A 26130-nucleotide genomic window follows, 5' to 3' on the forward strand; every position below is an offset into this window, starting at 1 on the left:
GCGGAAGCCGACGGGCCCCCTCCCACACACATCGTGGCCCGCGCCCTGCTCCGCCCTGTCTGGCGCAGTCTGCCGCGATGGGCCCTGATGACAGGCGCCGTCCTCGGACTGCTGCCGGCCGCCGCCTCTCGGACGGTCTCCGGTCCACCGGATCCATGGCTGTGTCTGAACCTGTTGCGGGCCTCCGCCCTCGCCTTCGCCCTGGGGCTGGCGTTCCTGCTCGACGATCCGGCCCGGCACATCACGGCCACGGTGCCGGTCAGGCGCCCGGTGCGGACCGGGCTGCGGCTGGCGCTCGTCGTGCCGTCCATGGCGGCGTGCTGGACGGCCGCGCTGTTCCTCGAACCCGCCAAGGGCCGGCCCCCGGTGGGCGCGATCACCCTGGAGGCAGCCGCCGTCATGGTGGTCGCGCTGGCCTCCGCGCTCGTCGCCGTGCGGCACTCGGACGCCGACGAGCCGGGGATCGCGATATCCGCCGGAATCCTGGGCGCGTTCTTCGGCGCCGCGCTGCTGCTCCCCGAACGCTGGGAGCTCTTCGTCGGACCGTCCGACCCGCACTGGGACGACGCGCACCGGCGATGGGCGGGCGTCCTGGTCGTGGCCGCGCTGGTGGGAGCCCTCTCCCTGGCCGAACCCCTGCGGCGGCGAAGGGCAACCCTCCTGGCCCAGCGCTGACTTCAGCCCCTGGAATGGCGCTGGCGCACCGGGCGGTCAGGACTCCGTTCGGTACATCAGGTCCGTCTCGTGGGTGATGAAGCCGAGCCGCTCGTAGACGGTGACCGCCGCCTTGTTGTCGGCGTCGACGTAGAGCATCGCGGTGGGCAGGGTCTGCGCGGCGAGGTGGCGCAGCCCGATCGTGGTCAGCGCCTTGCCGAGACCGCCGCCCTGGGCTCCGGGGCGCACACCGAGGACGTACACCTCGCCCAGCCCCTCCTCGGCGTGGACCTTGGTCCAGTGGAAGCCGACGAGTTCGTCGCCGCGGAAGGCGAGGAAGAAGCCGGCCGGGTCGAACCACGGCTCGGCGGTCCGGTCGTCCAGGTCGCGCTGGGTGAGGGAGCCCTGCTCGGGGTGGTGGGCGAAGGCGGCGGCGTTCACGGCGAGCCAGTCGGCGTCGTCCTGGCCGGGCAGGAAGGTCCGGACGGTCACGCCCTCCGGCAGCTTCGGTTCGGGCAGGTCGAGGTTCTCCAACGGGCGGCGCATCTGGCGCAGTTCGCGGAAGAGGGTGAGGCCGAGGACCTGTGCGAGATGCCGGGCGGCGGAGTGCCCGCCGTGCGCCCACACCCGAAGTCGCTTCCCGGACTCGTTGAGCATGGCCGAGCCCAGGGCCCGTCCGTGTCCATGACCCCGGTGCGCCGGGTGGACGACCAGTTCGGCGGCCGGGGCCTCGACCGGGTCGGTGTCCTCCAGCTGCGCGTAGCCGACCAGTTCGTCGCCGAGGGTCAGCAGAAGATGCCGGACGCCCTCACGGCTCCCGCCCTTCAGCTGAAGCCGCCCCTGCTCGGACACCGCCTGCTGTCCATCGGTCCGAGCGGCTTCCGAGAGCAGCCGGAGCACGTCCTCGGCCTGATCCGGGGAGAGCACGGAATAGGTCTCGATGGAGCGGGTGAGGGCAAAGGGTGCCGCGTCGTCGCTGGTCATGGATACGAGGGTACGGCTCGGTGGTGGGGGGACAAGGAGTTCGGCGGCGTGGACATGGATCGTGGCGGGGGCCCGGTCGAGGTGCCCGAGAGGGCGGTCGTGACGTGGGCGTCGGTCTTCGGTGAGGTGATGGCAATCAGTCCGTAACCCTGAACCCCCTTTCGCGCTACGCGCGTTGATTCTAAAGTGCGTGCAAAGCCGCGGCTGTCCTTCAGATCGTGAGGGCTCACGCACGGTTCGCGCAGCACGCACGACCTGAGGGGCCCGCACAGCTCGCATCACGTGCGGGGTCAGTAGTCCGCACCACGTGCGGGGTCGGCAGTCCGCACCACCCGCACCACCCGCACCACCAGCGGGTCCCGGACGGCGCACGTCACCGGCGGGCCCGGCAGCTCGGACAGCCCGTTCGGCACGTACCACCTGCTCGGCTCACGTACGGCACACCGCTTTCGCATCTCACCGTTCTCCAGGGGGAACCATGCCGCCCACGATCCGGTCCAGACGCACACACCGCCTCCTCGCGGCCGCCGCCGGTCTCGCGACCGTCGGTGCGCTGGCCGCGGCGATGCCCGCCAGCGCGCACCAGGACAAGGCGACACCGCTGCACCACCACGGCAGCGGCCGTTACCAGGACGTCCAGTTGCTGTCCTTCAACGACCTGCACGGCAATCTGGAGCCGCCGACCGGTTCCTCGGGCCGGGTCACCGAGCTGGAGGCGGACGGCACGACGAAGACCATCGACGCGGGTGGTGTCGAGTACCTGGCCACGCATCTGCGCAACGCCCGCAAGGGCCACAAGTACTCGATCACGGCGGCCGCCGGTGACATGGTCGGCGCCTCCCCGCTGATCTCCGGCCTCTTCCACGACGAGCCGACGATCGACGCGCTCAACGGCCTCGACCTCGATGTCACTTCGGTCGGCAACCACGAGTTCGACGAGGGCGCCAAGGAGCTGGCCCGGCTCCAGAAGGGCGGCTGCCACCCGACGGACGGCTGTTTCGGCGACAAGAAGTTCACCGGAGCCGACTTCCCCTACCTCGCGGCGAACGTCACCGACGAGAAGACCGGGAAGCCGATCCTCAAGCCCTACTGGGTGTGGAAGAAGAACGGCGTCAAGATCGGCTTCATCGGTGTCACGCTGGAGGGCACGCCGAACATCGTCTCGGCCGAGGGCGTCAAGGGCCTGAAGTTCGGCGACGAGGTCGAGACGATCAACAAGTACGCCAAGGAGCTTCAGCACCAGGGCGTGAAGTCGATCGTGGCGCTGATCCACGAGGGCGGGGCGCCCGCGTCGACGGCGTACAACTACGACTGCGACAGCCCCGGCGCCGGTGACGGCATCTCCGGGCCGATCGTCGACATCGCCAAGAACGTCACGCCGGCCGTGGACGCGCTGATCACCGGCCACACCCACCAGGCGTACGCGTGCACCATCCCCGACCCGGCGGGCAGGCCCCGCATGGTCACCTCGGCCTCCTCCTTCGGCCGGCTCTACACGGACACGACGCTGACGTACGACCGTTGGACCGGTGACATCGCCCGTACGGCGGTGAAGTCCGCGAACCACGTGGTCACGCGTGATGTCGCGAAGGCCGCCGACATGACGTCGTTGATCACCAAGTGGAAGGCGCTCTCCGCCCCGGTCGCCTCGCGCTCCATCGGCTACATCGCGGGCGACATCGGCAACGTCGGCACCGAGTCCCCGGCCGGCGACCTGATCGCCGACGCGCAGCTCGCGTACGCCAAGTCGGTCGACCAGGAAGCCGACCTCGCGGTGATGAACCCGGGTGGTATCCGCGCCGGACTCACCTACGCGGCGAGCGGCGGCGAAGGCGACGGGGTGGTGACCTACGGGGAGGCGTACACGGTCCAGCCGTTCGCCAACACCGTGAACCTGGTCGACCTCACCGGCGCCCAGGTGATCACCGCACTCCAGCAGCAGGTCAGCGGCGCCAACGAGGCAGCTCCGAAGATCCTCCAGATCTCCAAGGGCCTCACCTACACGCTCGACCTGACCAAGACCGGCGCGGCGCGTGTCGTCGCCGATTCGGTCAAGCTCAACGGCACGGCGATCGACCCCGCCGCCACCTACCGCGTCGCGATGAACTCCTTCCTCGCGGGCGGCGGCGACGGCTTCGCGGAACTCGGCAAGGGCACCAACGTCCGTGTCGGCGGCGACGACCTGGCGGCCCTGGGGTCCTACCTGACGGCCAACTCCTCGGCCGCGACGCCGTACCCGGTCCCGGCGGCGGACCGGATCACGATCGTTCAGTAGCCACTCCGGCGGATCGGGACGCAGAAGGTGAGCGGGACCGTGACGCGGATTGTGAAGTTGATCGCGTACAGGCGGTAACGGTGTTGGCAGGGGGGTGTGCATGGCCGAATGAGGCGATGCACACCCCACCGCATTCCTGCCCGACCCGTACGAAGAACTGGGAGCCCTCGATGCCGAAGGGCCGTTGGCGAAGTTACTCCACGAGGACTGGCCGACGGTCGAGCTACCACGAGAACCGGCTGAAGAACCGACGACGGCTGGTTCCCGCCCGGCCACCGCAGCGACAGCCGGCGCTGACGCAAACGCCTCGTCCGACTTTCCCTCGCGATGAAGGCGGCCGCATTCGTCCTGACCCTTGCCGCGTTCCTCGCCCTCGCCGATTGTTGGGCGCTGCTGTACACGGAGCACCGGGCGGCCGACGAGGTCGACGAATCAATGGATTTGGCGCTCGTGCCTACCGCAGCGCCGCATGTCGGCAGCCGAGTAGAGGCGAGGTCCACACTTCAGCGACTAGGTTTGTCGGCCTACTCGTTGAACCACTCGCTGGAGTACCAGATGCCGTCACCGTTCCACGATACGTTCATCTGGTAACTGTGGAGGTCGCCGATGTCGTATGCCTTCTTGCCGCAGCCGCTGTCGCCGCCGTCCTGGATGACCCACACGGTCCCCCCGTTCTGGGTGATCGAGTTCACTTCCCACAACCTGCCAGTGACGCCATGGCCGTCGGCCTTGGTGTCACAGACCGTGAAGACGTCCCCGTCATCTTGGAACTTGATGTAGCCCCTGCCTCCGGGCAGGTAGACGATCTTGTCCGAATGGGCGCTTGCCGGAGTCGCGGAGCCGCCGATCACGGCAAGGGCGACGGCGCCGACCGCAGCCAGACGGGAGAACCTCTTTTTGGTCAACGTTTCCTCTTTCTCCGTGAGTTTCAGAGAGTCCGAGGGCAGTGGGGAGTGCCTGCCGTCATGGACGTGTCGCATTGATCTAGTCGAACACTAGTGCAACCCATGTGGGAGTGGCCACGTCAATTTCACCGGCTGGCTACGGTCTGGTCACGCGGTAACGGTCGGCCTAGGGGACCTCGGGGGGAGGTGTCGGTGACCCCGGAAGTCGTACGGTCGCGATCGTGCCGCCGCCCGCCGCGGGGTGCAGCGACACCTCGCCGCCGCACTGCTGGACCGTGCGGGCCACGATGGACAGGCCGAGGCCCGAGCCCGGGAGGGCCCGCGCGTCCGGGGAGCGCCAGAAGCGGTCGAAGACGTGCGGGAGTTCGTCGGCGGGGATGCCGGGACCGTGGTCGCGCACGCTCAGTTCGCCGTCCTTCAGCCGGACGTCGACCGTGCCGCCCCCGGGGCTGAACTTCACCGCGTTGTCGAGGATGTTCACGATCGCCCGCTCCAGCGCGGAGGGCTCCGCCCGGACGAACCAGGGCTCCAGATCGGCCGTGATCGTCAGCTCCGGGCCGCGCAGCCGGGCCCTGCGCAGGGCCGCTTCCACGGTGTCCTGGAGTGCCACGACCTCGACCCGGTCGGCCGGGTGTCCCGCGTCCGATCGCGACAGCGTCTGAAGGTCGCCGATCAACGCCGCCAGCTCGGTCATCTGCGCCGTCACCGAGGCGAGCAGCGCCTTGCGGTCCGCCGGGGGGATCGGGCGGCCGATCTCCTCGCTGCGGGTGAGCAGTTCGATGTTCGTACGCAGGGAGGTGAGCGGCGTCCGCAGCTCGTGTCCGGCGTCGGCGATGAGCTGCTGCTGCAACTCGCGGGAGCTCGCGAGGGAGGCGGTCATCGAGTTGAAGGAGCGGGAGAGCCGGGCGATCTCGTCGTCGCTCTCCTCGTCCACGGGGATGCGGATGGTCAGGTCCTCGGTGCGGGCGACGTGCTCGACGGCGTCCGTGAGCTTGTCGACCGGGCGCAGCCCGGCCCGCGCCACCCAGAGCCCCACGGCTCCGGCGCCGACCACTCCGATGCCGGAGACCAGGAGCAGGACCAGGGCCAGGTCGTTGAGTGTGGACTGAGTGCTCTTCAGCGAGACGGCGATCATGACGCCCACATTGGGACCGGGCTGTCCGTCGGCAGTGGTGGTGGCCAGCGGCTGAAGCATCACACGCACCGCGTTGCCGTCTTCGTCGGTGCCGTCACGGAAGTAGGACTTGTTGAGCTTGCCGCTCTTGATCACGGTCCTGTCGGACTGGGTGACCTTGACCTTGCCGATGGAATTGTTGAGAGCGCAGGCGGTTCCGTCCTCCTTGACCACTTGGACGTAGTTGTTCCGGAAGCTGGGAACGTTCGTGTTCGGCGTCGTCGTGGCGCAGTAGTTGAGAGCGTTGACGATTTCGGGTTCTGGGGCGTGTATGCCCCTCCGGAGGTCGTTGTTCACCTGCTCGTCCAGCTTGCCCTGCACGATGAACCAGCAGGTGACCGATACAGTCGCGACCCCGAATGCCACGGCTGCGGCAACCAGGAGCGACAGCCGGGCCCGGATGGGCAGCGACCTGAATCTGCGCATCACTCCGCGCCGCCGGACCGCAGTACGTACCCCACGCCCCGCACCGTGTGGACCAGGCGCGGCTCGCCGCCCGCCTCCGTCTTGCGGCGCAGGTACATGACGTAGACGTCGAGGGAGTTCGACGACGGCTCGAAGTCGAAGCCCCAGACGGCCTTCAGGATCTGTTCGCGGGTGAGGACCTGGCGCGGGTGGGCCAGGAACATCTCCAGCAGGGTGAACTCGGTGCGGGTGAGCTCCACCGGGCGCCCCGCACGGGTGACCTCGCGCGTCGACAGGTCCATGCGCAGGTCGCCGAAGGTCAGCGCGTCGTCCTCGACGACGGCACCCGCCGAGGCCGCGTACGTGCTGCGCCGCAGCAACGCCCGGATGCGGGCGAAGAGTTCGTCGAGCTCGAAGGGCTTGACGAGGTAGTCGTCCGCCCCGGCGTCCAGTCCCGTGACCCGGTCACCGACCGTGTCACGGGCCGTCAGCATGAGGATCGGCGTGGTCGTGCCCGCGCCGCGCATCCGGCGGGCCGCGGTGAGGCCGTCCATGCGGGGCATCTGGATGTCGAGGACGACCAGGTCGGGCTGGTAGGCCGTCGCCTTCTCCAGGGCGTCCGCGCCGTCGACCGCGACCTCGGTGTCGTACCCCTCGAAGGCGAGGCTGCGCTTGAGTGCGTCGCGCACGGCCGGCTCGTCGTCGACGATCAGGATGCGCTGGGTGTCACGGTCGCCTTCGGCGGAGCTCATGGGTGTCGGGTTCCTCGGGTGGGATGGGGCGTGATCGGGTGCTTTCAGCCTCGCACGTTCCTGGCTGTCCCGGAATGGATCAGCTTCGTACGGTACGGCGGTGGCCGGAGGTCCGGCGCGGCGTGGGCCGGGAGACGGCGGGGGCCAGTTCCGGGGCGCGCCGTACGGGCGGGTGCAGCTCGCGGGCGACCGCCAGGGCGAGGCCGAGTCCGGCCGGGTCGCCGGCGGCTGCATCTGCGGGGGCGGTGTGCGGGACGCGCTTGATCGTCATGGCGACCTCCGAGGTCAGCTGTCGGAGCCGCCGGCCCGCAGCGTGGCCAGGTCGGACTTGACGGTGTTGATCGGGATGGCGAAGCCGAGGCCGACGCTGCCCGCGCTCGACGAGGACGACGAGGAGTCCGAAGCGGCCGAGTACATCGCGGAGTTGATGCCGACGATGTTGCCGTTCATGTCGATGAGGGCGCCGCCGGAGTTGCCCGGGTTGAGCGAGGCGTCGGTCTGCAGGGCCTTGTACGTCGTCGTGGAGGAGCCGGTGTCGCCGTTGAACTGGCGGCCGCCGAACTCGAACGGCCACTGGTCGCTGCCGCTGCCGCCGCTGCTGCCCTGCTGTTGCTGCTGGCCCTGGCTCTCGTCGGTGGAGACGGTCACGTCACGGTCGAGGGCGGAGACGATGCCGCTGGTGACGGTGCCGGTCAGGCCCTCGGGGGAGCCGATCGCGACGACCTGGTCACCGACCTGGATACCGGCGGAGTCGCCGAGCGTGGCCGGCTTCAGACCGGACGGCGCGTTCTCCAGCTTGATCAGCGCGAGGTCCTTCTTGCTGTCGGTGCCTACGGCCTTCGCGGTGTACGACTTGCCGTCGTTCAGCTGGACCTTGATCTCGGAAGCGCCCGAGATGACGTGGTTGTTGGTGACGATCTCGCCGCCGGTCGTGATGATCACGCCCGAGCCGGTGGACGAGCCCGCGTTCGAGGTCGCGCTGATCTCGACGATGCTCGGGCTGACCGCCTTGGCGACGCCGGAGACCGTGCCCCGCTGGCTGGTGGGCACCACGTTCGTGCTGGTGCTGCTGCTGGAGGCGACGGTGTCGTTGCCCGTCAGCTCCTGGAAGGCGTACGCGGTGCCGCCGCCGATCGCCGCGGCGACGATGGCCACGGCGGCGAGCAGGGCGAACGGACCCTTGGCGCGCCGCTTGCCGGTGGCGCTCGCGGGGGGCTCCGGGTGGCCGGGAGCCGCCGCCGTGGCGAACGCGGCGGTGGAGCCGACGGGGTCGGGCTCGGGGTGGCCGGCGTACGGGCCGGCGCCGTGGCCGCCGTTCCCGCCGCCACCGTGACCGGAGCCCGGCCAGACGGTGGTGCCCGGCTCGACGTGGACCGGCGCGGCCGGGTCGTACGCCGGCGGTGGAGGCCACTCGGGGTTCGCGGGGGAGGAGGGATGCGACTGCTGCTCGGGGTACGCGGACCCGTGGTCGTCGCCCTGGGGGTACTCGCCGCTGCGGCGGAAGCTGTCGGTCATGAAAAAAGACTGTCCCCCGATCATGAGAGCTCCCTGAGTGGTCCCTGAGAAGCCCGACAGAACCTCGTATGCCCGATATAAAGACGCTCCCCGTGAGCCCCCTGCGAGCCCACTGTGCGTTCCCGGTGGGTCCCCGATGCGTCCTCGGCGCGCCGGGCGGCGCGTCCGGGGCCGCCCGCCGGAGCGTCCGGGGCGGGCCCTGTCACCCGGACCGCCGCGTTCCGGGAAACGGCGGGTTGCGCCCGGATGATGTCCCGGAACGCCGGGGACGAACACTCTTCCGACCGGCGTGAAGGCCGTGTGTCGAGGGGCCTGTGGGTCCTACGATTCCCGGGCCGGAGGGGGGCTCCGCGGTTACGTCCGATGTCGACGCAAGCGATTGCTGTCGACGGTCGGGCCGGTGCGTCGTATGCCCTTCTCGGCCTCCGACGAAGAAGACCGCACACGCACCCACACCAGGAGTCCTGAGTGATACCTGCCCTGCGCGACCGCTGGAGACGCCCCGCCACGGCGTTGCCGACGGCCGCTCTCGCGTTGGCGCTGACCTGCGCCGGCGCCCTCGCGGCGCAGCCCGCCACCGCGGCCGACAACCCGGCCGGACTGCCCGACGCGAGCGTCGCCCAGTCCACGGCGGCGCCCGCGCCGACCGCCTCCGACAAGGAGCTGCGCCACCGCGTCCTGGAGGCCGCCAAGAGCCAGGCGACCCCCGACACGGCTCCCAAGAAGACGCCGTTCATCATCGGCGGCAGCGAGACGACGATCTCCTCCGCGCCGTGGATGGTCCAGCTCTCCTATTACGACAGCACGGCGCAGACCGGCTACTTCTGCGGCGGCACCCTCGTCGCCCCGAACAAGGTCCTGACGGCGGCGCACTGCGTCGCGGGTCTGGACTGGGCGGACAACGGCGCGGTCGTCGCCGGTGCCACCGGCCTGCTGGACGACACCAACGGCACCGTCGCGGGCGTCTACCGCCAGTGGAACCACCCGCACTTCAACGAATCGACCCTCCAGAACGACATCGCGGTCCTCACCCTGGACCGTCCTCTGGAGCAGCAGTGGCAGAAGCTGGTGGCCGCGGGCGACAGCGCGTCGTACAAGGCCGGCAACTCCGCCACCGTCTACGGCTGGGGCCTGACCTCCGGCGCCACGGACGCCGACCTGTCGGCGAACCTGCGCAAGGTCACCCTGCCGCTGGTCTCCGACTCCACCTGCGACAGCGCGATGAACTCGGTCCTCGGTGAGGACGACTTCGTCGAGGGCTCGATGTTCTGTGCGGGCGCCCCGGCGACCGGCGTCGACGAGGGCACCAAGAGCCCGTGCAACGGTGACTCCGGCGGTCCGGTCATCGTCGGCGGCAAGATCGTCGGCATCGTCTCGTGGGGTGTCTCCGGCTGCACGGCGAAGGGCGCCTACCCGGTGTTCACCAAGGTGTCCTCGTACACCTGGGCGGCCCAGCCCCGCATCGACGACACGGACCTGACCTTCGACGGCCGTGCCGACGTGCTGGAGCGCACGCCTTCCGGCGGCCTGTTCGAGCAGGACAGCAAGGGCACCTCGCTCGCCGCCCGCGCCTACCAGGGCAACAACTGGCAGAACGCCGACTGGGTCCTCCAGGCGGATCTGGACCGGGACTTCTACCAGGACCTGATCGAACGCGACAAGAGTGACGGCAAGCTCTACCGCAGCTACCTGAACCACAGCACGGGCGAGTTCGAGTGGATGCAGATCAGCTCGGTGTGGGGCGGCTACAAGTCGTACGCCGTCCCCGGTGACCTGACCGGCGACGCCCGCCCCGACCTGGTCGCGGTGGACTCCGACGGCTCGGTCTACCTCTACCCGGGCAAGGGCACCGGCCAGTTCTACGGCCGGATCAAGATCGTCGACAAGGCGTGGAAGAACGTCAAGATCTTCGGCCACGGCGACCTGTCCGGCGACGGCCGCGCCGACCTGCTGGTCCGCAACAGCTCGGGTGTCCTGTACCTCTACCGGGGCACGCAGGTCGAGAAGACCCCGTTCTCCGCGCGCGTCCAGGCTCGTACGGGCTGGAACTTCACCTCGAACGTGGCCAACGGCGACGTGACCGGTGACGGTATCGCCGACATCGTCGCCCGCGACTCGGGCGGCACGCTCTGGCTCTACCCCGGCACCGGCAAGGCCTCCAGCAGCCTCTTCGGCACCCGCAAGAGCCTGGGCACCGGCTTCAACCAGTACAACCTGCTGTTCTAGTTCCCGCTCGGCCCGCTTGTCCCGCTTCTGCGAACGGAGATCCCCGCGTCCCCTCAGGGGCGCGGGGATCTCCGCTGTCGGTATGCGGGGTGTCGGCGGGCCCCGGGTGCCGGGCCTACTGGCAGCCGCAGGACTGGCGTAGCACCAGCCGGGAGGGGAACAGCTTCAGGCGCTCGCGGCGGGACCCGGGCACCCGCAGTCCGTCGTCCAGGACGAGGTCCACGGCCGCTCTGGCCATCGCCGAGCGGTCCGATGCGATCGTTGTCAGAGGAGGGTCGGTCAGGGCCGCTTCCTTGACGTCGTCGAACCCGGCGACCGCGAGCTGCCCCGGAACGTCGATGCGCAGTTCGCGCGCCGCGCGCAGGACACCGATGGCCTGGTCGTCCGTCGAACAGAAGATGGCCGGCGGCCGGTGCGGCCCGGCGAGCAGCTCCAGGCCGACCTGGTAGGCGTCGTACCGGTTGTACGGGGCCTCGAAGAGGCGGCCCTCGGTCGGCTTGCCGGCCTCCTGCATGGCGCGGCGCCAGCCCTCGACGTGGTCGGAGACGGGGTCGCCGACGGCGGGCGTCTCGGCCGTACCGCCGAGACAGGCCACGTACTCGTACCCGTGCTCCAGAAGGTGCCGGGTGGCGAGCTGGGCGCCCCCTATGTCGTCGGTGACGACGGCCACGTCGTCGATCGCCTCGGGGCGTTCGTGCAGGAGCACCACGCGGGCGTCCCACGCGTCGATCTCGGCGGCCGCGTGGTCGTTCAGCGCGTGGCTGACGAGGATCAGTCCGGAGACCCGCATGCCGAGGAAGGCGCGCAGATAGTGCACCTCGCGCTCGGCGATGTAGTCGGAGTTGCCGACCAGGACCATTTTTCCGCGCTCGGCGGCGGCCTGTTCGACGGCGTGCGCCATCTCCCCGAAGAAGGGCTGGCGTGCGTCCGGCACGATCAGGCCTATGAGCTCCGTCTTCCGCGATGCCATGGCCTGGGCGACCCTGTCGGGCCGGTACCCCAGCTCCTTGATCGCGGCGAGAACGCGCTCGCGCGTGGCCGGGGCGACCGGCCGGGGTCCGTTGTTGATGACGTAGCTGACGACGGCGGTGGAGGTACCCGCCAGTCGCGCTACATCATCCCTAGTCACCTTGGCCACGCGCGGAGTCTACGCGGATGGACCTACCTCTGGGCAGGGCGTACGGCGGCTTCCTGCGGCTCCACCGCGGCCTGCGCCGGGGCGGCGCCGTCCAGGTGCGCCGTCTCGTCCGCATCCTCCGGCTTTGGCTGGGCCGCCTTGGCCTTCGCCTCGTCCGCGGCGCGGTCCACCTTCTCCGGGGTAACGAATCGATAACCGACGTTCCGGACCGTTCCGATCAGCGACTCGTGTTCGGGCCCGAGCTTCGCGCGCAGCCGTCGTACGTGGACGTCGACCGTCCGCGTACCGCCGAAGTAGTCGTAGCCCCAGACCTCCTGGAGCAGCTGGGCGCGGGTGAAGACGCGGCCCGGGTGCTGCGCGAGGTACTTCAGGAGCTCGAACTCCTTGAAGGTCAGGTCGAGGACCCGGCCCTTGAGCTTGGCGCTGTACGTCGCCTCGTCCACGGAGAGGTCGCCGTTGCGGATCTCCATGGGGGAGTCGTCGTTGACGATCTGCTGGCGGCCCATCGCGAGCCGCAGCCGCGCCTCGACCTCGGCCGGGCCGGCCGTGTCGAGGAGGACGTCGTCGATGCCCCAGTCGGCGGTGACGGCCGCGAGGCCGCCCTCGGTCACGACGAGGATGAGCGGACAGCCGGGTCCCGTGGAGCGCAGCAGCTGGCACAGGCTGCGGACCTGCGGGAGATCACGTCGTCCGTCGATGAGGATGACGTCGGCACCTGGGGTGTCGACGAGAGCTGGGCCCTCGGCCGGAGCCACGCGCACGTTGTGCAGCAGCAGGCCGAGAGCGGGAAGCACCTCCGTCGACGGCTGAAGGGCATTGGTCAGGAGCAACAGAGAACTCATCGCGCCTCACCCACCTGGGTCGTCCTGCCTTCGTGCACGGTTCGCTCGCCCATAACGTCTGGTTCCTCCTCGGTCCCTGCGAGGACGTTTGCGGCACTGCTCTGTACGTGCGGCTCCCGCGCCCCTGGGATCCGCTGTACGTCCGGGGCCCGTACACCTGCGGTTTCCCGCTTCGTATACAACGCTTCCGAAAGCACAAAAGGACCCGGGGGCTACTCTGCCCGAGTCCTCATGCCCAGCAGAATAGCCCACATGAGCTCAGGTCCGGCAGGTCAAGTGACGCGATCTTTCAAGAGTCCACGCCTTGAGACAACGCCGCACATCCCTTTGCGGAGGTTTCTGCGCACGGTCGACGGGGTGACGATCGATGCGGCCTACGACCCCGGAACGGAGTCGTCCGGTGACCTTGCGTTCATCGTCGCACACGGATTCACGGGTGATCTGGACCGTCCGCACGTCCGCCGCGCGGCCGGCGTCTTCTCCCGCCGCGCGGCGGTGGTCACCTTCTCCTTCCGTGGTCACGGGGGATCGGGCGGCCGTTCGACGGTCGGCGACCGCGAGGTCCACGATCTGGCCGCCGCGGTCGCCTGGGCGCGTGAACTCGGGCACACCCGGATCGTGACCGTCGGCTTCTCGATGGGCGGCTCGGTGGTGCTGCGGCACGCGGCGCTCTACGGGGAGCAGGGCCCGGGACCCGGTGGTGAGCCGGTGCCCGGCCGGGAGCACGAGGGGCGCACAGGGGCGCGTACGGACGCTGTGGTTTCGGTGAGCGCGCCGGCCCGCTGGTACTACCGGGGTACGGCCCCCATGCGGCGGGTGCACTGGCTGGTAACCCGCCCGGTGGGCCGGATGGTGGGCCGGCTCGGTCTGCGGACCCGTATCCACCACCGCGACTGGGACCCGGTGCCGGCGTCCCCGGTCGAGTGCGTCCCTCTCGTCGCGCCGACCCCGCTCCTCATCGTGCACGGCGACCGGGACGGCTATTTCCCGGTCGACCACCCGCGCATGCTGGCCGACGCCTCCGGCGGCCACGCCGAACTGTGGCTGGAGCACGGCATGGGGCACGCCGAGAACGCCGCCGCCGACGACCTGCTCGCCCGGATCGGGGACTGGGGCGTCACCCACGCGGGCTAGCCTGACGGGGTTCACGCAAACAGACGCGCGGACACCACACACCAGAACACACCAGATCGCTGATTGAGGAACGAGATGGCAAAGGGCACGGTGCGTTACTGGGCCGCCGCCAAGGCCGCGGCAGGCGTCGGCGACGAGCCGTACGACGCGGGCACGCTCGCCGAGGCACTCGACGCGGCCCGTGAGCGACACCCCGGCGAACTCGTCCGCGTCCTGCGGCGATGCTCGTTCCTGATCGACGGTGACCCCGTGGGGACCCGTGGGCATGAGACGGTACGGCTGGCCGAGGGCGGCACGGTCGAGGTGCTCCCGCCGTTCGCAGGAGGGTGAGCGAGACGATGAGCAACCAGCCGTACGAGGGTTGGCCCGAGGGGTACGACCCGTATCAGCAGCAGCCGCAGCAGCCGCAGCGGGACCCTCAGCAGCCCGAGTGGCCGCAGCACACCCAGCAGTGGGAGGGGCGGACCTGGGAGACGCAGGCGCAGGCGCCGGTGCCCGCGGCCGACACCTCGTACCCGCCTCCGCAGGGGTACCAGACCTACGGCGAGCCGCAGGGGTACGGCGGTGCCGTGGGAGCGGCTCTGCCGCCCGAGGCTCCGGCACAGCCGTGGAACCCGGCGCACGCGCCGGCCGCAGGCGAGGCGCCCGGCCCCGCCGGCCCGTCCCGCCCCGGCGGGACGCTGCGCGACAGCGGGAGTGAGGCGGGCGCGTCCTACGGGCCCGCGACCGTCACCGGCCAGAGCCGGATCACCGACGCCCAGCGCGCCCGCGCGGAGGGACGTTCGCCGATCATCGAGCCGGGGATGCAGCCGGCCGCGCTGACGGCGCTGCTCGCGCTGCTGCTCTCCGGGACCGCGGCGATCGGGGAGTACGCGCTCGTCGTCCCCCTCGTCCTGCTCCAGGCCGTCACGGCGGCGGGCTGGTTCCGGCTGAACGGGATGTGGCCCGCCCGGCAGGGCATCGCGCTGGCGTTCCTGGGCGCGGTGACCGCAGACGTGGCCCTGCTCGCGGCCGGCCGGGAGAACGCGCCCGCCGCGATCCTCGGCACCCTCGGCGTGTGGGTCCTGCTGACCCTCGTGCTGCAACTGCGCAGCCACGCCGACCCGGACACCCGGATGTACGGCCTGATGGCGACCGTCGTCTCCGCGGCACTGTCGATCATCGCGGCCGGGCATCTGGCGGCCGAGCCGGACGCCGTGACGGTGGGCGCCGCCGCGGTCGCCGCGGCGATCCTGGCCCGTGCGCTGCCGCTGCCCACGGCGGCCTCCGTGGTCGTCGCGCTGCTGGCCGCCGCGGGCGCCGGTATCGCGGTCGGCGGGATGACGGACCTGGGCACGCGGGGCGCCTTCCTGGGCCTCGGCGCGGGTGCCTGCGCGCTGATCGGGCACCGGGTGGCGAGCTACGACTACCCCTCCCGGTTCGTCCACTTCACCGCGGGCGTGGCACTGCCACTGGCCGCCGCCGCTCCGGCGGTCTACCTGCTGGGCCGCGCGCTGGGCTGATCCACTCACCCCACCGGTCGGATCCGGTCGCTCCTGATCTGATCCGGTCATCCAGTCGCACCGAATCGTCACAGATGATCGACAACTACCTTGAAGGGCCCCCGATTCGGGGGCCCTTCGGGGTTAGGCTCGCGCCAGGCGGCTACTCGGCCGTCCAGACGGGGCGGTCCCAGGTGGGGGAACATCGAGCATGCGCGCACTGCGAATAAGCCTGATTCTGTTAGTCGTTCTCGGCGGTCTGTTCGTGCTCGCCGACCGGGTGGCGGTCGGGTTCGCGGAGGACGAGGCGGCCGGCCGGATCAAGAGCACCGAGGGCCTCGCGGCCACCCCCGACGTGTCCATCGGGGGCTTTCCGTTCCTCACCCAGGTCGTCGGCGGCGAACTCGACGACGTGAAGATCGGCATCAAGGACTACGAGGCGTCGACGGGTTCCTCCGCCGGCACCATCCGCATCGACGACCTCGACGCCGAGATGCGCGGCGTCGCCTTCGACGGTGGCTACAGCTCCGCCACGGCCAGCAGCGCCACCGGCAGCGCGTCGATCTCGTACGCCGAGCTGCTCAAGGCCGCGCGGTCCGGGCCCGCGGAGGTGGCACCCGGCGTCAAGGCCCAGATCATCGGCCTCTCCGACGGCGGCAACGGCAAGATCAAGGTCACCGTCTCGGGGACCGTCCTCGGCGCCAGACTGCCCGAGCCGGTCTCGGTGCTCAGCTCCGTCACCGTCTCCGGCGACACCGTGAAGGTGCACGCCGACTCGCTGCCCAAGCTGGGCGTCCAGCTCGCCGAGGGCCGGATCCGCTCGATCACCGACTTCCAGCAGAAGATCGAGCAGCTGCCCGGCGGCATCAAGCTCGACAAGGTCCAGGCGGCTCCGGACGGCGTCAAGATCTCGGTGAAGGGTTCGGACGTCAGGCTCGTCGGGTAAAAGGCCCTCCTGCCGGACCAGGCCCGTAGAAGCCCTACCGGTCCGGTCCGGTGGAAGACCCTGTCGGAGGGGTGGCTGTCCGAAAGGCGAGACAGCCCTGTCCGTACCGCAGATGCGCCGTCGAAGTGATGACCGGTACGACCCCCCGGGATCCGTGCGGGCCGGGCCTCGACGGCACCTGCGTATCACAATGCGGACGATCGCGTCTCAGTATCCGACACGCCGGTGACATGTCCGCCTGTCCGTCCCTACGATCGGACCCATGAAGCGACAGGCGGACCTCACGAAGCGGCGGGCAGTAGACCTGTGCCGCGTCGCCGCCATGCTCTGTCGCACCTTCTGAGCGGAAGCGTTCCCGCCTTCCGCGAGCCGGGCCTCTGGACCTCTCTCGTCCGGGCCACGATTGCGCCGCGCAGCCCTCACCGGCATGCAGCACCGCGCACCCTCTCCAACGCACCACACCGCCGCAACTGCCCCGGAGGAGAACGAGCATGAGCCGCAGCGACGTCCTGGTAGACGCCGATTGGGTCCAGGACCACCTGGACGACCCGAACGTGGCCGTCGTCGAGGTCGACGAGGACACGTCGGCGTACGAGAAGAACCACATCAAGAACGCCATCCGGATCGACTGGACCAAGGACCTCCAGGACCCGGTCCGCCGTGACTTCATCGACCAGGAGGGCTTCGAGAAGCTCCTCTCGTCGAAGGGCATCGGCAACGACACGCTGGTCGTCCTCTACGGCGGCAACAACAACTGGTTCGCGTCCTACGCCTACTGGTACTTCAAGCTCTACGGCCACGAGAACGTGAAGCTGCTCGACGGCGGCCGCAAGAAGTGGGAGCTCGACTCCCGCGACCTGGTCGACGGCTCGCAGATCCCCGAGCGCACCGCCACCGCGTACAAGGCCAAGGCCCAGAACACCTCGATCCGCGCCTTCCGTGACGACGTCGTCGCCGCGATCGGTTCGCAGAACCTGGTCGACGTCCGGTCGCCCGACGAGTTCAGCGGCAAGCTGCTCGCCCCGGCGCACCTGCCGCAGGAGCAGTCGCAGCGTCCGGGCCACGTCCCGAGCGCCCGCAACATCCCGTGGTCGAAGAACGCCAACGACGACGGCACCTTCAAGTCGGACGACGAGCTCAAGGAGCTCTACGCCGCCGAGCAGGTCGACCTCGCCAAGGACACGATCGCCTACTGCCGCATCGGTGAGCGTTCCGCGCTCACCTGGTTCGTGCTGCACGAGCTCCTCGGTGTGCAGAACGTCAAGAACTACGACGGCTCCTGGACCGAGTACGGCTCCCTCGTCGGCGTGCCGATCGAGCTCGGCGCCAACAAGTAACCCTCAAGGCCTGAAGGACGGAATCGAAATATGTGTGGAGCGAAGGCCGGCGGCCCCGACGCCTCGACGATCAAGCCCGGTGAGACGACGATCCAGGGTCAGGTGACCCGCGACGGCGAGCCGGTGACGGGCTACGTCCGTCTCCTGGACTCGACCGGCGAGTTCACGGCGGAGGTTCCCACCTCAGCGACGGGCCAGTTCCGCTTCTACGCGGCCGAGGGCACCTGGACCGTTCGCGCGCTGGTCCCCGGTGGCACCGCGGACCGCACGGTCGTCGCCCGGACGGGCGGCCTCGCCGAGGTCGCGATCGCCGTCTGAGCAGCGGACCGCCGTCCATGACGGCAGTCGACTGAACGGCCGAAGGGCCTCACCCCCGGGGGTTGGACGCTTACCGGATCGGGGTGCGGCCCTTCGGCTTGCCCTCTTCGGCGGCCCCCGCCCTCCGGTGGCCGCCGACACTGAGCCGGACGGGTTGTCCGGGCCTACGCTGGGGGTATGTACGCGCGCAGGCGTCATCTGTACTTCGCCATGATGGGGACGTGCATCGTGCTGTTCGTCCTCGCCTGGGGAGTCGTACGGCTGTGGTCCGTTCCCGCGGCCGTCGGGATGTGTGTGGTGGCCATGCTGATTCCGCCGGTGGCCGCGATGGTGGCCAACCGGCGGGGGCCCGAGGACCGATGGTGGGACGACCCGTCCGGGGACCCGAAGTCCGACGAGTGGTGGGACGAGCTGGACGGCAAGAAGAAGAAACAGCAGTGAATGCGGCAGAGTCAGAGCGGCAGAGGTAGCGCGGCAGCGGTGGGAACCGCGGCGGTGAAGCGGCGGCAGCGGTAGGAGCGGATAAGCGTCTATGTCGCGTACGAGGTTGTCCACCGTGGTGCTCGACGCGCCCGACGCCCATGAACTGGCCGACTTCTACCGGAGGCTGCTCGGATACGAGGTGCGCGCCGAGGAGCCCGAGTGGGTGCTCATCGGCCCGCCGTTCGGCGGGATCGCGCTCGCCTTCGAGACCGAGCCGCTCTACACACCGCCGGTGTGGCCCGCGGGCCCCGGCGACCAGCGGATGATGCTCCATCTCGACATCGAGGTCGACGACCTGGCCGAGGAGACCGTCCACGCCGTCGAGCAGGGCGCCCGGCTCGCCGACCACCAGCCCCAGGAGGACGTACGGGTGCTGTTCGACCCGGCGGGCCACCCCTTCTGTCTCTGGGTGGACACGCGCGGGCGGCGCAGACGCGGTCAGTAGGGACCGGCCCCTGCCGGCGGACCCGTGACCGGGCCCCGTCGGCGGACCCGTGAGCGGGCCCTCCCGGCGGAGCGTCGGTCAGTAGACCAGCGCCTGTGTTCCGTCCGCCATCGCCTCCTGCACGAACACCTGCGCACCCGCGATCCGTACGCCCTCCAGGACGTCCTTCTCCGTGATGTCGCGACGGGCCGCGCACTGGGTGCACAGGGTGATGCGCCCGGCCGCCAGGATCGAGTCGATCAGATCGGGCAGCGGCGCCGCGTGCGGCAGTTCGAACTCGGCGGCGCGGCCCGGCAGCGCGAACCACGCGGACTCGCCGGTCAGCCAGAGGGAGACCTCCACGCCACTGGCCACGGCCACCGCCGCGACGGTGAACGCCTGTGAGCAGCGCTCCGGGGCATCGGCCCCCGCCGTCACCTTGATCACGAGCTTGTTCGCCATGGCCGCCATGGTATTCCGAATCGTGATCATTGCCAGGGCAACCCCATGTGTGGGCCATGGGTCTCCTGTGCACGCGGATACGGAATCCGCGCTTCACGTTCGTGGGGGGACGTCTTGGTAGTACCCGAAGGACCCGAAACACCGGAAAGACCGAGCGTGCCCGAGGATGCGCCGATTGCTGACTCCGGTACGACATCTGCCGATCCCGTACACCCCGTGGAGCCTGTGACGTCTGCCGGGCAGCCGGCCCCGGTGGCCTCTGCGGCTCCTGCGGTGTCCGCGGAGTCGGTGGCGTCCGAGTCCGCCGAGTTGGCCGGGTCGGTCGGGTCCGTTGACGTTCCGTCAGTGCCGCGGGCCCGTCGGCGCGGTCGTACGACTCTGCTCATCGCCACGGCCGCCGTGCTCGGCCTTGTCGCCGGTACCTGCACCGGATTCGTGGTCCAGGCGGGCCGCGAGCCCACCAAGCTGCCCTCGTTGTCGCAGCCGGTGGTGGCCCAGGCCAAGGGCGACGGCCCCGAGCCGCTGTCCGCCGCCCAGGACCACCGGGTGAAGACGGACGGCGACCTGCGCAAGCTGCTGATCGCCCGGCCGAAGGGCACGCGGAAGGGCGACTGGGCCGGCGACGACGGCTGGATGAATCTGACGGAGTACGCGGAGTCCTACAAGAAGCCGGCCGGAGCCTTCGCCAGCCTCATCGCCGACGAGTTCCGCCGCGCGACCGTCGTCGGCTGGCGGCAGGGCAGTACGTACAGCGTGGAGATCCGTCTGGTGCAGTACCGCCAAGAGGAGACCCTCAAGGCGTCCGATGCCGCCGACAACGCGTACTACTGGGCGGAGAAGGAAGCCGGCACCCACAGCCAGGCCCTTCCCGGCACCGGGGACGGCATGGTGTACGTCCACACCCGGCCCGAGACGAAGGCCGGCTACCTCCCGATCTACTCGGCGGAGGCGCACGCCTGGCGTGGCGACATCGCCATGGAGATCTGGGTCTACGACACCAAGCCGATTCCCAAGGACAAGATCATGGATCTGGCCAAGCGGCAGGTGGGGCGACTGTGAGCGAGAACCCCATCGTGAATCCCGCCGAGAACCCTGCCGAGAGCGGCGCAGGGGACGTTGTGGAGAGCTCCGTGGAGAGCCCTGCCCAGGGTCCGGCCCAGGGCCTGGCCGAGGGCCCGGGGGAGCCGGCCGGTGAGGCCGTCGCGTCCAAGAGGCGGATGCGCCCCGGTCGTGTCGCCGCCGTCTCCGGTGCCGTCCTGCTGGTCGCCGCCGTGCTCGGTGGTGCCGGCTACACCGCCGTGACCGTGAACGGAGCCGACCGCGACCCGGGGAAGCCCACCTGGCGTTTCCCGAAGGCCGTGAAGGACAAGGACGCGAAGGCGGCGTCCGACAAGGGCCTGAAGGGCATGCTCCTGCCCTACGGCGATGACTACACGCGTGGTCCGGACCTCGCCGAGTTCGGTACCGAGGCCGAGTTGAGCGGCAGCCAGGCCGCCGCGCTCCGCAAGGAGGCCATCAGCGACCTGCCCCGCACCCAGCGGCGGAAGCTGGAGAAGCGGATCGACGAGGAACGCATCAAGGGCATGGTGATGCGCAGTTACCTGAGCGCGGACGTCTACGCGGACTACCACAAGAAGTCCTTCACCGCGAGCGTCACGCTTTCCCAGATGGAGAACCAGCGGACTGTGCGGGAGCTCTCGACGGCGCAGAACGAGATCTTCGACTCGCTGGGGATCTTCCGCAAGGGCCCGAAGATCAAGGGCCACAAGAACGCCGGGTGCTTCCTGCCGCCCAAGGACAGTGCCGAGAAGCTCGACATGATGGTCTGCTCGTCGTACGAGGGGGACGTGCTGGTGAGCGCGACCGTCTTCGGTGTCAAGCCGCTGGACGGCCCTGCCGTCGCCCGCTTCCTGGCCGCCCAGCTCGACAGGATCACGGACCCGGGGGAGGCCGTATGACCGAGAACCTTGCTGTGCCCGTCGCTTCGGAAGAAGCGCCTGAGGCGTCTGCGGAAACAGCACCGGAAACAGCACCCGAAGCACCTCTGGAAACACCGTCGCAGGTGCCTTCGGAAGCATCGCCTGAAGGGGCGGCGGCCGTGTCTCCGGCCGAACCGCTCCAGGTGGAGCCCCTGGTGAAGAAGGACCGCCGAGTCCTGCGGGCCGTGCTGCGCTGGACCGCGGCCACCGTGGTGTTCGCGACGGCCTGCGCGGGCGCCACGTACGGCATCACGGAGATGCGGCGCACCGACGTCCCGGGCCTGGCGACCGCGTCCGACGGGCGCTGGGACTACCCCGGGATCCAGTTTCCCCCGCTGCCTTCGGGCAGCCCGCGCCCCTTCGCCGAGGCGAACAAGGCCGGCGTGCACTACGCCGACCTGCGTGAGCTGCTGCTGGCGGCTCCCAAGGGCGCGACGGCCGACAAGGCGCTGCGTGGTGCGGACGGCTGGCTGCCGAAGAAGGGCTTCCTCGCCGGGTACGCCTCGAAGGACGACCGCGATCACATCGACCAGCTGCTGACGGACTACGGCCTGCGGCACATCGCCGCCCGCGGCTGGACCACCCCGGACGGCACGCACACCCGGATCTACCTGCTCCGGTTCGACACCGCCGCGGTCGTCGACGAGCTCCAGCAGAAGGAGTTCACTAGCTGGGACAGCCCGAAATTCGCGCTGGACGGGGCAGCCGACGTGCACAACGACGAGGCCTTCTCACACGTCACCCCGGTCGCGGACGTCGCCCGCTACCCGTACACGGAAGCCAAGCCGTACGGCGCCGGACAGGTCCGGCAGGCGTACCTGGTGGCCGGGGACACCCTCGGCCTGGTGGTGCAGTCCCGCAAGGGCTCCGCGCGCGCGGTCCCCTTCCAGCAGACGGTGGTTCTGCAGAGCCAGCTCCTCGGCTGAGGGTGACGGGTCCGGCAGGGCCCACCTGGAAGAGAGCGCCGGGCCCCAGCCGCGTAAGCTGGGGCCCGGCCTTTGTGTACCTCCCCAGTCCCGGCTGCGCCGGGCGGGGACCCCGTTCCGCTCACCGAGGAGCACCCCGTGGAGATCTTCTTCGAAACCCTGCTGGTCCTGGTCTGCGTCGGCGTGCTCGCCTTCGCCGGACTGACCGTGAAGAAGCTGTACCAGGGCCAGCGCTGACCCCCATCAAGGAACTGCTCAGCTCATGATCGAGATCCCGTCGGACCTCCACAAGGACCTGGTCCCCCTTGTCTTCCTGCTCGGCGACTGGGCCGGAGTCGGTGTCCACGACTTCCCCGGTTCCGAGAAGTGCAACTTCGGGCAGGAGGTCAGCTTCACGCACGACGGGCGGGACTTCCTGGAGTACCGCTCGCACAGCTGGGTGCTCGACGCGGACGGCGAGAAGGTCCGGCCGCTGGAGTCGGAGGCCGGTTTCTGGCGCGTCGACGCCGACCGCAAGGTCGAGGTCGTGATGACCCGCGACGACGGCGTCGTCGAGATCTGGTACGGCGAGCTCGCCGACAAGAAGCCGCAGATCGACCTGGTCACCGACGCCGTGGCCCGCACGGCCGCGTCCGGTCCCTACAGCGCCGGCAAGCGCCTCTACGGCTATGTGCACAGCGACCTCATGTGGGTCGGCGAGAAGCAGACCCCCGAGGTCGAGCTGCGCCCCTACATGTCCGGGCACCTGAAGAAGGTCGTCACCCCGGAGGACGTCGAGCGCTGGGCCAAGGACCTGCCCGACGACATGCCGGACGACGGGATCGCCTTCTTCAAGTAGACCTCCGCGCGGTTCGTGAGCCGCCGTGCAGTTCATCAGGTCGGCTCCGACGGGAATGGTCCTAGACTTCCAGTGTGGTGAGCACCGACTGGAAGAGCGACCTCAGGCAGCGCGGCTACCGGCTGACGCCGCAGCGCCAGCTTGTCCTCGAAGCAGTGGACACCCTGGAGCACGCGACCCCCGACGACATCCTCGTGGAAGTGAGGAAGACGGCGTCGGGGGTCAACATCTCCACCGTCTACCGGACCCTGGAGCTCCTGGAGGAGCTCGGGCTGGTCAGCCATGCCCATCTGGGGCACGGCGCGCCGACGTACCACCTGGCCGACCGCCACCATCACATCCACCTCGTCTGCCGTGACTGCACGAACGTCATCGAGGCCGATGTCTCCGTCGCCGCCGAGTTCACCGCGAAGCTCCGGGACACCTTCGGCTTCGAGACGGACATGAAGCACTTCGCCATCTTCGGGCGCTGCAAGGACTGCCGGACCCGGGAGAAGTGACTGCGAAGGCGACCTTGGAAGTGACCTCCCGCGAACATCGGTGGTCATCCGGGATCGCATTCGGCAACCAGGTGGTCGTCGGCGCAGAAATAAAATCGGCGACCGCGCGGTCGTAGTGTGTATGTCCATGAAGAGCTCCCTCCTGTCCCTGCCCGGCGCCGTTCCCGCCGAGGGCGTGGACGAAGGCGTCGCCGCCCACTACGGCGACCTGTTCCGTGAGCAGCGCGCCCTCGCCGACGGCATCGGCTTCGTGGACCTCTCGCACCGCGGAGTCGTCACCGTCACCGGCGACGACCGCCTCACCTGGCTGCACCTGCTGCTCACCCAGCACGTCACCGACCTCCCGGCGGGCCGCGCCACCGAGGCGCTGATCCTCTCCGCGAACGGCCACATCGAGCACGCGCTGTACCTCGTGGACGACGGCACGACGGTGTGGATGCACACGGAACCCGACACCCAGGACGCGCTGATCGCCTACCTGGAGTCCATGAAGTTCTTCTACCGCGTCGAAGTCGCCGACCGCACCGCCGACTTCGCGGTCGTCGAGCTCCCGGCCGGTTCGATCGCCGAGGTCCCCGAGGGAGTCGTCGTCCGCGAGACGCCGTACGGCCGTGATCTCTTCCTTCCGCGCTCGGACCTGGAGTCGTACGCCGAGAAAGCCGGCCCCGCGGCCGGACTGCTCGCCCACGAGGCCCTGCGCGTCGAACAGCACCGCCCCCGCCTCGGGTTCGAGACCGATCACCGCACGATCCCGCACGAGCTGGGCTGGATCGGTACCGCGGTGCACCTCCAGAAGGGCTGCTACCGAGGCCAGGAGACGGTCGCCCGCGTCCAGAACCTGGGCAAGCCCCCGCGCCGCCTGGTCTTCCTCCACCTCGACGGCAGTGAGGTCCTCCTGCCTCCGCACGGGACCGAGCTGCGCCTCGCGGACGAGGACCCCGACGGCCGCAAGATCGGCTTCATCACCACCTCCGTACGCCACTACGAACTGGGCCCGATCGCCCTGGCGCTCGTGAAGCGCAACGTGCCGCTCGACGCCCCGCTGATGGCGGACTCGACGGCGGCGGCCCAGGAGGTCGTGGTCGAGCCGTAGGGCTCATGCCTCCGGAGGCCCGTGTCCTCCGGAGGCTCACATCTCCAGAAGGACGGTGAACGGGCCGTCGTTCGTCAGGGAGACGCGCATCTGGGCGCCGAAGCGGCCCGTGGCCACCGTGGCTCCCAGAGCGCGGAGTCGGGCGACGACCTCGTCGACCAGCGGCTCGGCCACCTCGCCGGGAGCGGCGGCGTTCCAGGTGGGGCGGCGGCCCTTGCGGGCGTCGCCGTACAGCGTGAACTGGCTGATGACGAGCAGCGGCGCGTCGATGTCGGAGCAGGACCGCTCGTCGGCCAGCATCCGGACGGACCAGAGTTTGCGGGCGAGTTGGGCCGCTTTCTCCTTGGTGTCCTCGTGAGTGACCCCGACGAGGACGCACAGTCCCTCGCCGCTGATCTCGCCGACCGTCTCGCCGTCCACGACGACGCTCGCGCCGTCCACCCTCTGCACCACCGCACGCATGCGGACCATGATGCCGTGTCACGGCGCCGCCGCGCGCTGCGGGCCCTTCGCGTGATTTTCAGGGGTGACCAAGCCGCCATCCGGGGTCGATCGGGTCACTGGGGCACATAGCGGCCATCTGGGGTGGCACCATGCGGGGTGTTGCGGTCCACCCGCTGGGTGGACCGCGCCGGTCGAGGGGACGGTAGAGGCACATGAGCACATCGAGGACCGGGCAGCAGCCCGGGGCCGTGTCATTGACCCGCACGAGCGCACGGGCGGAAGGGGCGACGGCACGGCCGCCGGTGCAGCGCACCGACAGCGGCCCACTGGCGGCCGATCAGGCCCGGCCCGGCATCACCGTGCTCCAGTTGCCCGAACTGCGGACGCTGCGCCGGGACGCCCAGCGGGACGAGGCCGACCTCAGCTACGTCCGTCGGCTGCTCCAGGGACGTATCGACATCCTGCGCGCGGAGCTCGCGCGCCGCGGGGAGCGCCGGATGCCCGGTCCGGCCTCCGGACACCGGTCGCTCGTGGACCAGGGGAAGCCGTCCGTCGTCGAGCGGCTCCCGGAGATCCTGACGGACGCGCCGGCCCGGTACCGCTCCTCGGCCCGTCATGTGACGGTGGGCACGCCGCACGGCGAGCAGTACCGTGTGCTGGCCGCCGACATGCTCGCCGAGGTGGAGCTGTCGGACCTGGACGCCCGGACGGACGAAGAGCTGGTCGCGGGACTCGGCCGCCTCGTCCGCTATGAGCAGCAGGTCTCCCGGCAGCGCCAGCAGCTTCAGCGCACGGCCGACGATTGCAGCGCCGAGATCGCCCGCAGGTACCGTGAAGGCGAAGCACAAGTAGACGACCTGCTCATGTGACGTGGCGGCCCCGGCGATCCCGGGGC

At 69.9% G+C, this 26130-nt stretch carries 29 protein-coding genes; 19 read left to right on the forward strand and 10 right to left on the reverse strand.

The window, feature by feature from the left end:
* Positions 1-87: 87 nt before the first annotated feature.
* Positions 88-675 carry an ABC transporter gene (locus ACZ6KY_RS23410; RefSeq protein WP_469312225.1) on the forward strand — a complete coding sequence of 196 codons (588 nt, stop codon included), beginning with the start codon at positions 88-90 and terminating at the stop codon, positions 673-675.
* Between the two features lie 36 nt (positions 676-711).
* Here ACZ6KY_RS23410 and mshD read toward each other — a convergent pair whose 3' ends face one another.
* Complete coding sequence (mshD, locus tag ACZ6KY_RS23415) at positions 712-1638, reverse strand: mycothiol synthase (protein WP_469312226.1); 927 nt, start codon at positions 1636-1638, stop codon at positions 712-714.
* 478 nt (positions 1639-2116) lie between these two features.
* Between mshD and ACZ6KY_RS23420 the strand changes: the two genes are divergently transcribed.
* Complete coding sequence (locus tag ACZ6KY_RS23420; RefSeq protein WP_469312227.1) at positions 2117-3913, forward strand: bifunctional metallophosphatase/5'-nucleotidase; 1797 nt, start codon at positions 2117-2119, stop codon at positions 3911-3913.
* A gap of 524 nt (positions 3914-4437) precedes the next feature.
* On the opposite strand, the gene ACZ6KY_RS23425 is transcribed toward ACZ6KY_RS23420, so the two are convergent.
* The 5 genes from ACZ6KY_RS23425 to ACZ6KY_RS23445 form a co-directional block, all read right to left on the reverse strand.
* Positions 4438-4818: a hypothetical protein gene (locus ACZ6KY_RS23425; protein WP_469312228.1), complete on the reverse strand. Its 381-nt coding sequence runs from the start codon at positions 4816-4818 to the stop codon at positions 4438-4440.
* A 166-nt stretch (positions 4819-4984) separates the two neighbouring features.
* Positions 4985-6418, reverse strand: a complete 1434-nt coding sequence (locus ACZ6KY_RS23430; RefSeq protein ID WP_469312229.1) for a sensor histidine kinase — start codon at positions 6416-6418, stop codon at positions 4985-4987.
* Complete coding sequence (locus ACZ6KY_RS23435; protein ID WP_451405086.1) at positions 6418-7149, reverse strand: response regulator transcription factor; 732 nt, start codon at positions 7147-7149, stop codon at positions 6418-6420. Before ACZ6KY_RS23435 ends, ACZ6KY_RS23430 begins: the two co-directional genes overlap by 1 nt.
* Before the next feature lie 79 nt (positions 7150-7228).
* Positions 7229-7420 carry a hypothetical protein gene (locus tag ACZ6KY_RS23440; protein WP_469312230.1) on the reverse strand — a complete coding sequence of 64 codons (192 nt, stop codon included), beginning with the start codon at positions 7418-7420 and terminating at the stop codon, positions 7229-7231.
* A gap of 14 nt (positions 7421-7434) precedes the next feature.
* Positions 7435-8664, reverse strand: a complete 1230-nt coding sequence (locus ACZ6KY_RS23445; RefSeq protein WP_469312231.1) for a S1C family serine protease — start codon at positions 8662-8664, stop codon at positions 7435-7437.
* A 468-nt stretch (positions 8665-9132) separates the two neighbouring features.
* On the opposite strand from ACZ6KY_RS23445, the gene ACZ6KY_RS23450 reads away from it, so the two are divergent.
* Complete coding sequence (locus ACZ6KY_RS23450; RefSeq protein WP_469312232.1) at positions 9133-10890, forward strand: trypsin-like serine protease; 1758 nt, start codon at positions 9133-9135, stop codon at positions 10888-10890.
* Between the two features lie 115 nt (positions 10891-11005).
* Here the strand turns inward: ACZ6KY_RS23450 and ACZ6KY_RS23455 are convergent, their stop codons facing one another.
* Together ACZ6KY_RS23455 and ACZ6KY_RS23460 are read right to left on the reverse strand one after the other, a co-directional pair.
* Entirely contained in the window at positions 11006-12028 is a 1023-nt protein-coding gene (locus ACZ6KY_RS23455; protein WP_328554738.1) for a LacI family DNA-binding transcriptional regulator, read from the reverse strand.
* 23 nt (positions 12029-12051) lie between these two features.
* The gene (locus ACZ6KY_RS23460) at positions 12052-12870 is read right to left on the reverse strand and encodes a response regulator transcription factor (RefSeq protein ID WP_469312233.1); all 819 of its coding nucleotides are present in this window, start codon (positions 12868-12870) and stop codon (positions 12052-12054) included.
* A gap of 252 nt (positions 12871-13122) precedes the next feature.
* On the opposite strand from ACZ6KY_RS23460, the gene ACZ6KY_RS23465 reads away from it, so the two are divergent.
* The 9 genes from ACZ6KY_RS23465 (at position 13123) to ACZ6KY_RS23505 (ending at position 19014) form a co-directional block, all read left to right on the forward strand.
* Positions 13123-14004, forward strand: coding sequence for an alpha/beta hydrolase family protein (locus tag ACZ6KY_RS23465; protein ID WP_469312234.1), 882 nt, complete (start codon positions 13123-13125; stop codon positions 14002-14004).
* A 75-nt stretch (positions 14005-14079) separates the two neighbouring features.
* Positions 14080-14334 carry a MoaD/ThiS family protein gene (locus ACZ6KY_RS23470; RefSeq protein ID WP_365879162.1) on the forward strand — a complete coding sequence of 85 codons (255 nt, stop codon included), beginning with the start codon at positions 14080-14082 and terminating at the stop codon, positions 14332-14334.
* An 8-nt stretch (positions 14335-14342) separates the two neighbouring features.
* A complete protein-coding gene (locus tag ACZ6KY_RS23475; protein WP_469312235.1) occupies positions 14343-15506 on the forward strand; it encodes a hypothetical protein in 1164 nt (387 codons plus the stop codon).
* Positions 15507-15696: 190 nt separating this feature from the next.
* Positions 15697-16431 (forward strand): LmeA family phospholipid-binding protein, encoded by a 735-nt coding sequence (locus ACZ6KY_RS23480; protein ID WP_469312236.1) that lies wholly within the window; start codon positions 15697-15699, stop codon positions 16429-16431.
* A 262-nt stretch (positions 16432-16693) separates the two neighbouring features.
* Entirely contained in the window at positions 16694-16774 is an 81-nt protein-coding gene (locus ACZ6KY_RS23485; protein ID WP_350310325.1) for a putative leader peptide, read from the forward strand.
* Between the two features lie 148 nt (positions 16775-16922).
* Positions 16923-17768 (forward strand): sulfurtransferase, encoded by an 846-nt coding sequence (locus tag ACZ6KY_RS23490; RefSeq protein ID WP_469312237.1) that lies wholly within the window; start codon positions 16923-16925, stop codon positions 17766-17768.
* A 30-nt stretch (positions 17769-17798) separates the two neighbouring features.
* The gene (locus ACZ6KY_RS23495) at positions 17799-18086 is read left to right on the forward strand and encodes a DUF1416 domain-containing protein (protein ID WP_018527919.1); all 288 of its coding nucleotides are present in this window, start codon (positions 17799-17801) and stop codon (positions 18084-18086) included.
* A gap of 177 nt (positions 18087-18263) precedes the next feature.
* Complete coding sequence (locus tag ACZ6KY_RS23500) at positions 18264-18527, forward strand: DUF3099 domain-containing protein (RefSeq protein WP_469312238.1); 264 nt, start codon at positions 18264-18266, stop codon at positions 18525-18527.
* Positions 18528-18618: 91 nt separating this feature from the next.
* Entirely contained in the window at positions 18619-19014 is a 396-nt protein-coding gene (locus ACZ6KY_RS23505) for a VOC family protein (RefSeq protein WP_469312239.1), read from the forward strand.
* A gap of 78 nt (positions 19015-19092) precedes the next feature.
* Here the strand turns inward: ACZ6KY_RS23505 and ACZ6KY_RS23510 are convergent, their stop codons facing one another.
* Complete coding sequence (locus tag ACZ6KY_RS23510; RefSeq protein ID WP_261702080.1) at positions 19093-19455, reverse strand: DsrE family protein; 363 nt, start codon at positions 19453-19455, stop codon at positions 19093-19095.
* A gap of 345 nt (positions 19456-19800) precedes the next feature.
* Here ACZ6KY_RS23510 and ACZ6KY_RS23515 point away from each other — a divergent pair, with 345 nt between their 5' ends.
* The 6 genes from ACZ6KY_RS23515 to ygfZ all read left to right on the forward strand — a co-directional run bounded on the left by ACZ6KY_RS23515 (position 19801) and on the right by ygfZ (position 24791).
* A complete protein-coding gene (locus ACZ6KY_RS23515) occupies positions 19801-20514 on the forward strand; it encodes a hypothetical protein (protein WP_469312240.1) in 714 nt (237 codons plus the stop codon).
* Positions 20511-21413, forward strand: coding sequence for a hypothetical protein (locus ACZ6KY_RS23520; RefSeq protein WP_469312241.1), 903 nt, complete (start codon positions 20511-20513; stop codon positions 21411-21413). The genes ACZ6KY_RS23515 and ACZ6KY_RS23520 overlap by 4 nt, the downstream gene beginning before the upstream one ends.
* Complete coding sequence (locus ACZ6KY_RS23525; protein ID WP_469312242.1) at positions 21410-22360, forward strand: hypothetical protein; 951 nt, start codon at positions 21410-21412, stop codon at positions 22358-22360. Before ACZ6KY_RS23520 ends, ACZ6KY_RS23525 begins: the two co-directional genes overlap by 4 nt.
* Positions 22361-22622: 262 nt before the next feature.
* Positions 22623-23198, forward strand: a complete 576-nt coding sequence (locus ACZ6KY_RS23530) for a heme-binding beta-barrel domain-containing protein (protein ID WP_469312243.1) — start codon at positions 22623-22625, stop codon at positions 23196-23198.
* Between the two features lie 74 nt (positions 23199-23272).
* Positions 23273-23698 (forward strand): Fur family transcriptional regulator, encoded by a 426-nt coding sequence (locus ACZ6KY_RS23535; protein WP_469312244.1) that lies wholly within the window; start codon positions 23273-23275, stop codon positions 23696-23698.
* 127 nt (positions 23699-23825) lie between these two features.
* Positions 23826-24791 carry a CAF17-like 4Fe-4S cluster assembly/insertion protein YgfZ gene (gene ygfZ / locus ACZ6KY_RS23540; RefSeq protein ID WP_469312245.1) on the forward strand — a complete coding sequence of 322 codons (966 nt, stop codon included), beginning with the start codon at positions 23826-23828 and terminating at the stop codon, positions 24789-24791.
* Positions 24792-24827: 36 nt separating this feature from the next.
* Here the strand turns inward: ygfZ and dtd are convergent, their stop codons facing one another.
* The gene (gene dtd / locus ACZ6KY_RS23545) at positions 24828-25253 is read right to left on the reverse strand and encodes a D-aminoacyl-tRNA deacylase (protein ID WP_469312246.1); all 426 of its coding nucleotides are present in this window, start codon (positions 25251-25253) and stop codon (positions 24828-24830) included.
* Between the two features lie 194 nt (positions 25254-25447).
* On the opposite strand from dtd, the gene ACZ6KY_RS23550 reads away from it, so the two are divergent.
* On the forward strand, positions 25448-26104 hold the full coding sequence (locus ACZ6KY_RS23550; RefSeq protein ID WP_469312247.1) for an RsiG family protein: 657 nt from the start codon (positions 25448-25450) through the stop codon (positions 26102-26104).
* Positions 26105-26130 lie beyond the last annotated feature (26 nt).

Source organism: Streptomyces sp. NPDC042002 (genome assembly GCF_055588305.1).